17 protein-coding genes are annotated in these 10,257 nt (G+C 63.2%); 10 read left to right on the top strand and 7 right to left on the bottom strand.

All coding sequences use genetic code 11. From position 1 onward, the window contains the following. Positions 1 to 90: 90 nt before the first annotated feature. The 4 genes from GGR45_RS15860 to GGR45_RS15845 form a co-directional block, all read right to left on the bottom strand. On the bottom strand, positions 91 to 1,224 hold the full coding sequence (locus tag GGR45_RS15860; protein WP_175310812.1) for a hypothetical protein: 1,134 nt from the start codon (positions 1,222 to 1,224) through the stop codon (positions 91 to 93). Between the two features lie 409 nt (positions 1,225 to 1,633). After that, a complete protein-coding gene (locus GGR45_RS15855; RefSeq protein WP_175310811.1) occupies positions 1,634 to 1,918 on the bottom strand; it encodes a hypothetical protein in 285 nt (94 codons plus the stop codon). Continuing rightward, complete coding sequence (locus tag GGR45_RS15850) at positions 1,915 to 3,729, bottom strand: site-specific integrase (protein ID WP_175310810.1); 1,815 nt, start codon at positions 3,727 to 3,729, stop codon at positions 1,915 to 1,917. Before GGR45_RS15850 ends, GGR45_RS15855 begins: the two co-directional genes overlap by 4 nt. Positions 3,730 to 3,947: 218 nt before the next feature. Then, a complete protein-coding gene (locus GGR45_RS15845) occupies positions 3,948 to 4,400 on the bottom strand; it encodes a GIY-YIG nuclease family protein (RefSeq protein WP_246358264.1) in 453 nt (150 codons plus the stop codon). A gap of 75 nt (positions 4,401 to 4,475) precedes the next feature. On the opposite strand from GGR45_RS15845, the gene GGR45_RS15840 reads away from it, so the two are divergent. The 10 genes from GGR45_RS15840 to GGR45_RS15800 all read left to right on the top strand — a co-directional run bounded on the left by GGR45_RS15840 (position 4,476) and on the right by GGR45_RS15800 (position 7,544). Then, entirely contained in the window at positions 4,476 to 4,637 is a 162-nt protein-coding gene (locus GGR45_RS15840) for a hypothetical protein (protein WP_175310808.1), read from the top strand. Further along, complete coding sequence (locus GGR45_RS15835) at positions 4,634 to 4,918, top strand: hypothetical protein (protein ID WP_175310807.1); 285 nt, start codon at positions 4,634 to 4,636, stop codon at positions 4,916 to 4,918. Before GGR45_RS15840 ends, GGR45_RS15835 begins: the two co-directional genes overlap by 4 nt. Before the next feature lie 89 nt (positions 4,919 to 5,007). Then, positions 5,008 to 5,214: a hypothetical protein gene (locus GGR45_RS15830; protein ID WP_175310806.1), complete on the top strand. Its 207-nt coding sequence runs from the start codon at positions 5,008 to 5,010 to the stop codon at positions 5,212 to 5,214. 130 nt (positions 5,215 to 5,344) lie between these two features. After that, positions 5,345 to 5,737, top strand: a complete 393-nt coding sequence (locus GGR45_RS15825) for a hypothetical protein (protein ID WP_175310805.1) — start codon at positions 5,345 to 5,347, stop codon at positions 5,735 to 5,737. Beyond that, positions 5,738 to 6,016 (top strand): hypothetical protein, encoded by a 279-nt coding sequence (locus GGR45_RS15820; protein WP_175310804.1) that lies wholly within the window; start codon positions 5,738 to 5,740, stop codon positions 6,014 to 6,016. Between the two features lie 157 nt (positions 6,017 to 6,173). Then, on the top strand, positions 6,174 to 6,296 hold the full coding sequence (locus GGR45_RS19865) for a hypothetical protein (protein ID WP_281394137.1): 123 nt from the start codon (positions 6,174 to 6,176) through the stop codon (positions 6,294 to 6,296). Beyond that, on the top strand, positions 6,293 to 6,472 hold the full coding sequence (locus GGR45_RS15815) for a hypothetical protein (protein ID WP_175310803.1): 180 nt from the start codon (positions 6,293 to 6,295) through the stop codon (positions 6,470 to 6,472). The genes GGR45_RS19865 and GGR45_RS15815 overlap by 4 nt, the downstream gene beginning before the upstream one ends. Beyond that, positions 6,465 to 6,731, top strand: a complete 267-nt coding sequence (locus GGR45_RS15810; RefSeq protein ID WP_175310802.1) for a hypothetical protein — start codon at positions 6,465 to 6,467, stop codon at positions 6,729 to 6,731. The genes GGR45_RS15815 and GGR45_RS15810 overlap by 8 nt, the downstream gene beginning before the upstream one ends. Before the next feature lie 183 nt (positions 6,732 to 6,914). Continuing rightward, positions 6,915 to 7,097: a hypothetical protein gene (locus tag GGR45_RS15805; RefSeq protein ID WP_175310801.1), complete on the top strand. Its 183-nt coding sequence runs from the start codon at positions 6,915 to 6,917 to the stop codon at positions 7,095 to 7,097. 132 nt (positions 7,098 to 7,229) lie between these two features. After that, complete coding sequence (locus GGR45_RS15800) at positions 7,230 to 7,544, top strand: hypothetical protein (protein ID WP_175310800.1); 315 nt, start codon at positions 7,230 to 7,232, stop codon at positions 7,542 to 7,544. 219 nt (positions 7,545 to 7,763) lie between these two features. Here the strand turns inward: GGR45_RS15800 and GGR45_RS15795 are convergent, their stop codons facing one another. The 3 genes from GGR45_RS15795 to GGR45_RS15785 form a co-directional block, all read right to left on the bottom strand. Then, positions 7,764 to 8,000 (bottom strand): hypothetical protein, encoded by a 237-nt coding sequence (locus GGR45_RS15795; RefSeq protein ID WP_415640774.1) that lies wholly within the window; start codon positions 7,998 to 8,000, stop codon positions 7,764 to 7,766. Between the two features lie 68 nt (positions 8,001 to 8,068). Continuing rightward, positions 8,069 to 9,721 (bottom strand): hypothetical protein, encoded by a 1,653-nt coding sequence (locus GGR45_RS15790; protein ID WP_175310799.1) that lies wholly within the window; start codon positions 9,719 to 9,721, stop codon positions 8,069 to 8,071. After that, complete coding sequence (locus GGR45_RS15785; RefSeq protein ID WP_175310798.1) at positions 9,718 to 10,185, bottom strand: hypothetical protein; 468 nt, start codon at positions 10,183 to 10,185, stop codon at positions 9,718 to 9,720. Before GGR45_RS15785 ends, GGR45_RS15790 begins: the two co-directional genes overlap by 4 nt. Positions 10,186 to 10,257 lie beyond the last annotated feature (72 nt).

The following is a 10,257-nucleotide window of genomic DNA, read 5'->3' as shown; positions in this document are numbered from 1 at the left end:
CCGGTTCCGCTTCGCTCCACCTGCGCCCGGCAATGGCGGCGGAGACGACAATGCACTAACTATCTACCCGGACCACCCGGTGGGGGCTGCTCAGCTGAAGTTCAGCCACCACCAGCCGCGATTCCTCGTCTCCCCCTGATTATACCCGTCGTCCAGCATGTCGCCGATGCGACGCAGCTCGTCGGCGAGTTCGCCCTGGAGAAGGTCCTTGGCGTCGAGGTGGAAGGTGGTGATGTCAGGGTCCCCGGAAACCGCCAGCTCCGGCATGTCGCGGGGCTTCCAGGCGCACGATGCACGCCAGTACTTGCGCGCGACATGGTCGGCGACCGCCGCGTCCTGGTACTCGGCGCGATGCGCCTCGCAGGCCGCGATCGCCTCCTCGAGCGTATCATGCGAGGAGAGATAGTCCTGTTCCTCGGGCATCTCGGACGGCTGGCTTGTCCTCGGATAGGCACGGAACCGTCCGTCGCGGACGGAAGCGGAGAGAGAGGGGCGCGTGTCCGGGCGCGGAGCGGACTCCTCGGCGATCCCGCTGCGCAGTCCCTCGATGATGTCGGTCAGGCTCTCGTATTCCTCCATGAGGAGACATTCGCGTCCGGCCATGGCCTCGAAGTAGATCTGGATGACCTCGAGGTCGCTCAGGCGCTTGCGCTGTTCGGCGGTCGGCACCTTCTGGCCATGCGTCTGCGCATCGTTCCAGTGCTCGACGCACCAGGACGCGATCTCGATCGCGAGGTCCGCGGCCGTGCTCTCGCAGAAGAAGGTGTGGCCGTGGAAGCCGTAGCCCGTCTGGATGACGGCGCGCCAGTCTTCGTTTGACTCGCTCGGTGCGGGTTGAAGGGGACGCGTCAGCAGCGGAATCTCGCTGACGGTCACGCGCCTCAGATCCGCCAGGCCACCATACGGAGTGGGTGCGAAGTGCTTCGTGCGGTCATCCTCGATGCCGTCCAGGAACGACCGGGCAATCGCATAGGGCATGTCGGTCGCTGCGTCGCGCACCAGCACGACGCTGTCCGAGCCGAGATCCAGCTGGCCGATCGGCTGGGCACTGGGAGGCGTGAGGGCGCCGACTTCCGACAGCTTCGAGGTCTCGTTGGAGGACCGGTGACCGAAGGCGGCGGCCGCTACCTCGAGCAGTTGCGAGCGCTTCAGGTCGATACCCTGCTCCGCAAGGGCGGCGGCGAGGCGGTCGAGGTGAATGGCGATGGGCTTTGCATTCTTCATGATATGGCTCTCCGTGCGGGCGGGGCCGGCTTGATGCGCGGGGGTTCCGTTGCCGCCGACGCCGGCCGCCCGTTCGAAGAGTGGGTGGTCAGATGTTCAGCGTATCGTAGTCCCGTGATTCGCCTGCGGATGCGACACCGCACGCCCGAGGGCGCTGGAACCGGCCGGCTCACGGGAGCCACTGTCTTCGGCAGATTTCTGCCCTGCTACTGATATTTTTTTACAGATAGGAACGTGCCGGCTGCTGTTTACGCAAAGGGTGGTGTAAACTGGTCGTACGCTCAGCCGTGTTCGAATTAAAATTCGTGATAGGTATTAGCCATGAGGGATGGCGATAGCATCGGGCTCGGGACATGTCACATTGGGGTCTGCCGTGCCGAGAGACGGCAGATCCCCAAGCAAGTCCCAGCTATGGCGCCAGGAAGCGCCGTTCGATGCTCGCGATCGGCTCGTCACCGTCCAGAGCGCGTATGTACACGACGCCGTCCATGGGAAGCGAGGTAGCAATGACCTCGATCCTGAACGGCTGCCCGTCCTGCATGACGAGGTCCGCAGTTCCGCAGAAGCCGGCCGCATAGGCGATAAGCGCTGCGCCCGCGCCCGCCAGGCTTCGCGCGGCCTGGACGAGCTCGTCATCGGGCTGCGTGAACACGAGGTAGACGCTCAACTCGTCGCGATCGTCATCTTCGGTCATGCCCGATCTCCGGCGGCTCTCGCACGCGTCACGATCTCGTTCGCCACGACGGGCCATTTCACGACATTTGCCGCAGCCCGCAGACGTTCCCAGTCGACGGAGTCGAATTGAAGCCGGTCGAGAGCGCGCTTCAGCGCCGCGATGTCCGCTCCCTCGCCGTAGCGGCCGCCGACGGTCGCGGGCACGTGGCCGCAGAGCTGGTCGAGGACGCGTTCCTGGACGTCGACGCTGCGTCCCTCGTCCTTGAAGCGGTGGCGGAGCGAATGGAAGACGAGCCGCTCGTCGGTGCTCACCACCGCGTTGATGTGGCGGTTGAGACGACGGCTCGCTTCCTTGGTCAGCTTGCCGAACGGGTTCGGGCGCAGATCGGGGAAGAGCAGATCGATGCCGGCCTTCTTCAGCGCATCGACATAGCGGCCGAAGCCGAGTGCGAGGACGTGACCATGAAGCGGAACGATCCGGCGCGACCCCTGCGTTTTCACAGATTTGTCGGGAAGGCTGGCGTCAGCCGTGTCGGCCGCCACGTCGTCGATGTCGATGTACATGATCTGGCCATCGAGCTTCACGTCGGCGACGCGCGCCTGCCCGACTTCCTCGAGCCGGGCACCGGATGTCAGCCCGAGCAGAAACAACCAGTAGAGCGTGACGTCGCTGACCGCCGTGCGTCGGCGTAGCAGCAGGTCGGGGCGTACGAACAGGTCGCTGGAGAACAGCTGCGCCAGCTCGCCGGGCATGAAGCTGCGTCGGCCGCGGGCCGCCCGGCTGAAGCCGATGATCCGGACGCCGGTGCCGACGTTGTGCGTGATCCAGCGCTGCTGGTGCGCAAAGCCGATCAGCGCCTGGATGGACCCGATCCGCTTCTTCAATGTCGTCGCGCTGACCCGGGGCGTATCGCTGTGCTCGTGCTTGGCAAGCCGCTCGTTGAAGGGCAGGGCGCGATCGGCCCGCGGCATGCTCGCCGGCAGCTTCCTGGCCTCGTCGCGATAGTCCATCAGCATGTCGGAGGTTAGCGTCTCGACGGGTATGTCGCCGAGATAGTCGATCAGGTCCTCCGTCGCGCGCTCGACCTCGGAACACGACTGTGCTCGAGGCTTCTTCTCCTCCTTCCAGAGGGTCAGCAGCTCGCGAAAGCGCAGGTCCGGACGCAGACGCGGCTTCGACGCCGTCCGGCGAGGCGCATCGATGTCCGAGCGCAGGCGATCGTTGTCCTCGCGCACGCGCGCGTTCCACGCCTGCATGATCAGGAGGTGATTGGCGGGGATCTGCGCCACCGGCGGGTCCTGGTCCTTGACCTCGTCGAGCACCGTCCGGCTCGCCTTCAGCCAATCCGATGGCGAGGTCTGCCGCACGATCGCCAGCCAGCCGTCGCCTGGCAGAGGGTGGCCGCGCTTCTTGATCAGCTCCTCCGCGCTGTCGTCAGCAGGAAGCATCGCAACAGGGATGTCGACGCCAAGAGCGAAGCGGGCCGCCTCCTCGAGCCAGTAGACGAGGCCCAGCGTGGGCCAGCGTGCCCAACTTCCACTAGCGTGTCTGGTTCGGATGAACTCGTCGACGATCACCCTGGCCCGCTCGGGAGAGATCTCGTCGGCGAGCTTCTGGGCAGCGACGCGCGCCTCGGCGGCGGCCATCTCCTGCTCGAGCTCGGCGTGCGCCAGGACGAACAGCCGCTTGGCCTCGGCGGGGTCGCGGGTCTTGAGCGATCGGCGGATCTGGCGCTTGCCCATTTCTGAGCGAAGATGGGGCGGCAGCTCCTTGTAGAGATAGTAGATCCCGGTCTGTGGATGCTTCCAGGGGGTGATCATCTGCACCATGCGCTTCTATACCCGTCCTCTATACCTGCGGACGGTGAAGCTGGCGTAAATCCTGGATTTCCGCGCTTCCGAGCGAAGCTGGTGACCCCTACGGGAATCGAACCCGTGTTTCAGCCGTGAACACAAATTCCTGTGTGTTTTCAGTGGCTCTTCCCACAATTCACTGTTCGTTCTTGTCGTGTGATTCCATAGCGTTACGCGTCTTGTGGGAACCTGACTTAGCGTTGATCGCCCGATTCGCGGTCGAGTTTTTCAGCCACGGCCTCACGTATCCACGCTGCGCGATCACGGTCGCCACGCGCTTCATCGACGCGCGCTAATAAAGCCGGTGCCCAACGCATCGGCACCATCACCGTTTTCTCGCCTGTTCCGCCAAGTGGCTTCCTGCCCATGGATTTCCCGAACGCCCTTTCACCTCGCGCCGCAGCATGGATGGCCTCGTTGATAGCGGAGCGCGCGGTGTCAAGTGGAACGGCAAACCATTCTCCCGAAACCCAGGACTCTCGCAACGCCATGTGCGCCAACGCTTCTGCCTCCGCGTCAAGGCCATCAGGAGCCTGCGCTTCGAACAACAGCCGAATTAGCCGTGGCGACCCCGTTTGCACGGAGTGAAGCCGAGATTTGGGCCGCAAGGCGCGACCTATTTTGAGCGGCCCCTCGTCTCCGCCCATGACGTACAACATACTTTTCCCCTTGCTGCCATCGTATATACGCTATATAACGTCTATACGTAACGGAGACAAGCAGTGACCTACACCGCCAACGACATCGCCAAGGTTCGGACGCTGGTTCAGGCTGGTATCGACATGCTGAAGGCAGCGGGTTGGACGGAAGACATGATCCGCCCTCGTCTCCGTTTCATGGCTGACGAGGCGATCGCCTTTCTCCTTGCAAAGGAGGCAGCATGAGCGATACCTCTCACAAGCAGCGGATGCGGGAGGCCTTGGAATTGACCGAGGCCAACCTCACCAGCTTCATCTGTACGCGTAGCAGCCTTGGCGCTGGCGAGCAGACCGTAATTACTCAGGCACTGACCGGCTGGCGCAATGAGGTCCGGCGCGCGCTTGGTAGCTGGCATCCCGGCGGCCGCGCTTCTCTGCCAAAGATTACGTTCGATCAGTATGGTGAATGCATCTGTACCCGGTGCGGAATCCGGCATGGCCTCGCTCCAAAAACCGGCGATTTCTGATGTGCGGCACCGGCGCGCATCCACCGAAATGCATCGGCTCAGCGGTCTACGGGCCTTCTGGCTGCACTTGTCCCCACAGGTATGATCACATGGCAAAACCGACCGATCTAGAAGCGATCATTGCCGAAGCGCGCGGCTACCTTGCCGGCGCGATGCGAGAGCCAACCGAAAGCTATCCACCTGTCTTCGCCACTTATGTCGAGCAAGGCGTGCCAAGCGCCTCTGCCTCCGTTCGTGTCGACACAGCAATCACCGCAATCGCTTTTGCGCTCATGGCGGAAAGGTCGGCAAAATGAACAACACGCAGATAATTAGCGAGCTAACGCGGGTGAAGGCGCTGTTCCAAGCTCGCGCAATCGCGGCCGCTCTAGGTGCGCCACAGCCCACGACATTGCCAGCCCCCGCCCGCTACCCGGAGCAAGCAGCATGACCGACCTGACCGAGCGGCTGCGACTGATTGCGGCTTGGCGAACTCGTGGGGGGCCAACGCCTAAGCAGGCGTGCCCATCCGTTTATGAGACGACAACCGAAGCCGCCACCACCCTCGAAACCCTCACGCAGGAAAACGCGCGGCTGAGGGAGGCGGGGTGGCGGGATGCGAAGGATGCCCCGAGAGACGGTACGCGGATCATGCTTTGGCTTCGGGAGCCGTGGTCATGTGTCGAGCTTGCCCGTTGGTATGAACCTTGGGGCGTCTGGCTGACCGAGCGCTATATTCCAAACGAGACAGACGAGATGGGCGGTATTGGCGCTGACGTGCCCACCCACTGGATGCCGTTGCCGCCAGCCCCCGCAAAATCAGCATTGGAGGCTAAGTAAATGGTCGCGTTCTCCACCATCAAGCCAGGTGACCGGCTGTTTCAGGTGCGTCGCGTGAAGATGGGCAATACCACCATGAGCCGCGATGCCGTGTATACGGTTGTTATCAAGGAGGTGCATGACCGCTACGCGATAGCATCGTGGAACGGCAACACCGCTGATCGCTGGTATCCAGAGCAGATCGCCAAGCTGCGCCGCACCGAGCCGAAGCGGAAGCCGGATATTTTCGAACGCGCCATGTCAGCCCGCAAAGCCCTCGGAGGCGGCGATGAGCGGTAAGCGGTTCCGCATACCGATCGCAAAGCCGGGTGAGGTGAAGATCGCTTATGGCCGACCGAGCCGACATGATGATCCTGACATATGTGCCGCTTGGGGCGGGAAGGGGGCGGACAAGTCAGACGCTCGGACGTTTATGCACGCGTTCACTGAGCGCCGGATGGCTCCGGCTTTCCCGTCTCTCAATTATGAAGAGCGGCCATCGCTGGTCGAGGAACTGGAAGCGCGTGGTTACGATATCACCACCTTGCGCTTTACCATTCAGAAGAAGGTGGAGCCATGACCAACACCGACGCGAAGATCATGCGGGAGGCGGGGATAGTCCGCGCCTATGCCGAGAAGACTGACGCCGATCTGTTGCGCTGGCACGAAGATGACGAAGCGGTCGCGGTCATTACTGGACGGGGAATTGCTGCAACCGAGATTGAGACCGCCATCAGGAGCCAGGGCCATGAATAAGCTGCTTGCGCTCGCCGATCGCGTGGAAAAGCTGAAAGAGAGCAGCAACGAGGTAGACGTGCTGGTCGAGATCGCGCTGTTCGAGCCTGACGAAGATGCCGCCGCCATATCGTCCAACGCGGCTGGCACAAAGGTCATCTACTACGGCCACGATGGCAGGTCAGAGACGCACCGCGCTCAAGACTGGACCCATGGTAAGCCCATGCGGATGACGACAGCCCGTAGGCTTCGCGTCCGCGCGCATGGGGGAGGGGAGTGATGGGAGCCATTCAAATGTATTGCCGCGATTGCGGCTCGACGTTCGTCAGAGGGCGTTGTGACTGCCCCATACAGACAGGGCCGGTCATTGATATGATCGAATGCCAATACTGCGGCACCCACATGGCTCGCGCGGAAGCCACTCAACATGACTGCCAAGCTGCATTAAAGAGGATACCGTCGCATGACCGATAACCCGCTGATCGAGGCTGTGGCGGTTCGTATGCATGGCATGGTAGACGATCGCCAATGGCATGACCCGCGCGTCGATATGCTGACGCGCGGTGAATGGTCGGGTCACGCCACCGCCGCCCTCCGCGCGATCGAGGACGCGGGGTGGAAGGTGGTGAAGGTGAGCGACGTATAAAGAAAACCGCGTTTCGTTGACACGTCGCGACAACGTGTAAGAAATCGTTACATGTTGCCCTTTCGTACACCGAACGAATAGCGAACATGCCTCGCCACGAGGAGGCGAGTCGCGGTGTACAAGAATGGCGAGATGTTCCCGACGTGGGTGGAGACGCTCGGGAATATGGCGGACGACGGCAAACTGGTCCGCGCGCTATGCCCGAGGTGCGGGGCGTGCGTCGACGTCGATATACCGGCGTTGATCGACAAGGTGGGCCGCGACTTCTGCCTGATCGATCGCCGTCCATCGTGCCGCACGCCAGGATGCACCGGTCGGACGCTGTTCATGTATCAGGGCCATGGCTGCTTCTTGCCGCTCCAGACCGAGCGCGTTGTGTCGGAGCGAAGCGCGATCTATTTCGAGCGGGACAAGGCTGCCGGTTTGTACGATCCGCCTAAAGGTTGAGGGTGACACCGTAGCGCCACCCTCTGCAAAGCCCGATGCCGAAGCAGAGCGGGGACGGCTTAGCGTCAGAGCGACGCGAAACCTCTGTGGTTGCACACTAAGAATCGCACGCTCGGAAGCGTGGGTCAACCCTCCGTCACTCCACCGGCTTAGCGGTCGCCGCCGCGATGATCGGCGCGACCAGCCCCATGAAGACGATCCGCGCTCGCTGGTCGGGGGTCACGCCACGGGAAGGGCCAGCTGCTCGCCAGCCGCCGCCAAGATTGCCCGCGCTGCCAGTGCGCCGTCTACCGCCTGTCGATACTGGACGGTCGCATATTTCTCCGCCTCGGCGAAGGAAAGCTCGCTCCATTCCTCGGTCGGATAGCATGCGTCATAGATGGCGCGCGCGGCAGCGCGCAGCCGGGGGTCGTGCTGCATCATGTCCAGGTTCCAGCGATTCGTTGCGCTGGTCATGATGGAACAGAAAGAGAACGAAGGTCAACGGGGTGAGGGCGGCGATACGCTGCCGCCCCCGTCGCCGATCAGCTATACGCCAGATCGGCCACCACGAAGCCCGCGCCATTACCGCCCAGCTGGAGGATGATCTTGCTCCCAGCGACCATGCCCCATTTCGCCCCGGACGCTCCCGACGCCGACAAGGTGTGAGGCACCGACACCTCATTATAGGACAGCTCGTCCATCGAAAGCATGGCTTTGGCCTTGTATGTCCCCGCCGCGCGGCCGGTCACGAGCCCAGGCATCACCACGACGCCGCCCGTTCGGGTGACGCGGCCATTGAGGCCTGGCTGATCGGTTGAGCCTAAGAGCTCCATCGTCCCGGTCGACCGGCGCATTGCGAAGGGGGCGATAGGCTTGGACACATCGGCGGTGAAGACGACCACGTCGGCCAAAGGCGCGGCGGTGATGTACTGATTGGAATTGACGGTCGACGATGGAGCTTTCCAATTCAGGGGAAGCGCCATCTTCTGCCAGGTCGTCGTGCCATCATCCTTATAGATGACCTGCGCATTCGCCAGTCCGGCAATATCGTCGCCTTGGCCCGTGTCGTCGCCATAGCAGACCCACAGGCGCTTCGCGACGGCGTCATAGGCATAGCCATGGAGATGCACACCAGCCGGGTAGGGCACACCCTGAGACGCGGCGAAATCGCGGATATCAAGATCCACCACCCAGCTTGAGCCGTTGCCATTATCGTCAGATCGCCACAGCCGCACCGCCCTGCCATTGTCCGTGGACACATTGCCCGATCCACCGGCTGTCTGCGGCCCGCTTTCCGCGGCCCACACCGTCGCGCCGCGCGCCGCCCACTGATGGAGGCTGTATTCCTGATCGGGCTTGGTCCCACCGATCGACAGCACCTGAGTAAAGGTCGCGGTCTGGCGATTTGCGGACCAGCCCGACGACTTGCGGATCGATCCGAAAGAGCCCGACGAAATGAGGCCGATGAGGAGTTCGCCGTCTTCCGTCTCGAAAACGCTGACGATGCCCGAACCCGCCGACGCATCATTCGGCGCGACGGCATTGTCACAATAGGTCCAGACGACATTGACCGGATCGGCCGCGAAGGCCGCAGCGGATGCCCATCCCAGCGTGCCAGATGCTCCCGCCTTGCGCCGGAAGATCAGCGAGCCGTCCTTGCTTGGACCGATCAGCCCGGCATCGGCATAGGTGGTCGGATTTGCGACGCTGAATTGCTTACGGCCTGACGTCGTGACGGCGCGCTTGACCGTCGTGGTCGCTGCGGTCGCGGGTGCGACCAGACATTCGACCTCAATGACCAGCGTGAGATCGGCCGGTGCCGTGGTATCGGCCGACCAAGCCAGCCAGGCGAGCCCGCCATTCTCCTCATAGACCTCCTCGCCGGGGGCTAGAGTGTAGAGCGCGGTCGTCGAATAGCTGTCGAGCGCCTTATTCTGGGTGCCCGCCTTGGTGCCGACTTTAATGCTGCCCGGCGATCCGGCAGGATTGCGCAGCCACAGCCGCCCGCGACGGCTCTCGGCCCAGCGCGCGATATTGGTGAAACTGCCGGTCGACGTGATCGGGATCGAATAAGTCGAGCGAATCGTCAGGTCGCGAAAGCCGGTCTGACCGCCAATGACGATCGTCTGGGCGGCTGCACCGGCGGCCAGTGACAGGCAGGAAGCGGCGATCAGCGCGCGGCGGGTCATCTTCATTGCGGGATCCTCGTCATGGAAGCATTGCAGCCGATGGCGGCCGAAGGAACCGTGGCATCCATCACCGCGCCTGCGGGGACAGCGACCAGCGAGACATCCGTCGCCGTCTTCGTGGCGGCGGTTTGCATGGTCGCCCCATCGGGGCCGCGATAGCGCAGGGTGATCGACTGGCCGTTATAATTGATGCAGCTTTGGGCGAAGGCATAGCTTCCGCCAAATAGGGTCTGCGTCCCGGTCGACGAGCTTGCGGCGATAAGCTGCACCGCCTCGGTCCGCGCGACCGCAGTGACAGGCAGGGGCGTGGCGGGGGACGCCACCTTCGTCGACCCATCGGCGTCCGAATAGGCGACGCCGGAGGGCGGGACGATCGTCGAGGGGGCGATGATTTTGGGGTAGGTCTGCGCGGCCGCGCTCGACGAGAGACAGGCGAGCGCGGCCGCGCCCACCCATAGGAGGGTCCTCATAGGTCAGTCCTTTCAGGTGGAAAATCAGCGGCGGGGCCAGGCGTCCCAGAGCATGCGGCGCTTGGCGTCACA

Origin of the sequence: Sphingomonas zeae, assembly GCF_014197135.1 — a bacterium.
GTDB lineage: Bacteria > Pseudomonadota > Alphaproteobacteria > Sphingomonadales > Sphingomonadaceae > Sphingomonas > Sphingomonas zeae.
Note: the sequence above shows the minus strand (reverse complement) of the source record. Positions and strands in the feature narration are given on the sequence as shown.

Bases quoted from the DNA above. Each gene is read 5' to 3' on its own strand.
- GGR45_RS15835 (WP_175310807.1), top strand. From the start codon at position 4,634: ATGAGCGATACCTCTCACAAGCAGCGGATGCGGGAGGCCTTGGAATTG.
- GGR45_RS15830 (WP_175310806.1), top strand. From the start codon at position 5,008: ATGGCAAAACCGACCGATCTAGAAGCGATCATTGCCGAAGCGCGCGGC.
- GGR45_RS15820 (WP_175310804.1), top strand. From the start codon at position 5,738: ATGGTCGCGTTCTCCACCATCAAGCCAGGTGACCGGCTGTTTCAGGTG.
- GGR45_RS15795 (WP_415640774.1), bottom strand. From the start codon at position 8,000: ATGACCAGCGCAACGAATCGCTGGAACCTGGACATGATGCAGCACGAC.
- GGR45_RS15855 (WP_175310811.1), bottom strand. From the start codon at position 1,918: ATGACCGAAGATGACGATCGCGACGAGTTGAGCGTCTACCTCGTGTTC.
- GGR45_RS15825 (WP_175310805.1), top strand. From the start codon at position 5,345: ATGACCGACCTGACCGAGCGGCTGCGACTGATTGCGGCTTGGCGAACT.
- GGR45_RS15790 (WP_175310799.1), bottom strand. From the start codon at position 9,721: ATGAAGATGACCCGCCGCGCGCTGATCGCCGCTTCCTGCCTGTCACTG.
- GGR45_RS15850 (WP_175310810.1), bottom strand. From the start codon at position 3,729: ATGGTGCAGATGATCACCCCCTGGAAGCATCCACAGACCGGGATCTAC.
- GGR45_RS15810 (WP_175310802.1), top strand. From the start codon at position 6,465: ATGAATAAGCTGCTTGCGCTCGCCGATCGCGTGGAAAAGCTGAAAGAG.
- GGR45_RS15800 (WP_175310800.1), top strand. From the start codon at position 7,230: ATGTTCCCGACGTGGGTGGAGACGCTCGGGAATATGGCGGACGACGGC.
- GGR45_RS19865 (WP_281394137.1), top strand. From the start codon at position 6,174: ATGGCTCCGGCTTTCCCGTCTCTCAATTATGAAGAGCGGCCATCGCTG.
- GGR45_RS15785 (WP_175310798.1), bottom strand. From the start codon at position 10,185: ATGAGGACCCTCCTATGGGTGGGCGCGGCCGCGCTCGCCTGTCTCTCG.
- GGR45_RS15815 (WP_175310803.1), top strand. From the start codon at position 6,293: ATGACCAACACCGACGCGAAGATCATGCGGGAGGCGGGGATAGTCCGC.
- GGR45_RS15805 (WP_175310801.1), top strand. From the start codon at position 6,915: ATGACCGATAACCCGCTGATCGAGGCTGTGGCGGTTCGTATGCATGGC.
- GGR45_RS15860 (WP_175310812.1), bottom strand. From the start codon at position 1,224: ATGAAGAATGCAAAGCCCATCGCCATTCACCTCGACCGCCTCGCCGCC.
- GGR45_RS15845 (WP_246358264.1), bottom strand. From the start codon at position 4,400: ATGGGCGGAGACGAGGGGCCGCTCAAAATAGGTCGCGCCTTGCGGCCC.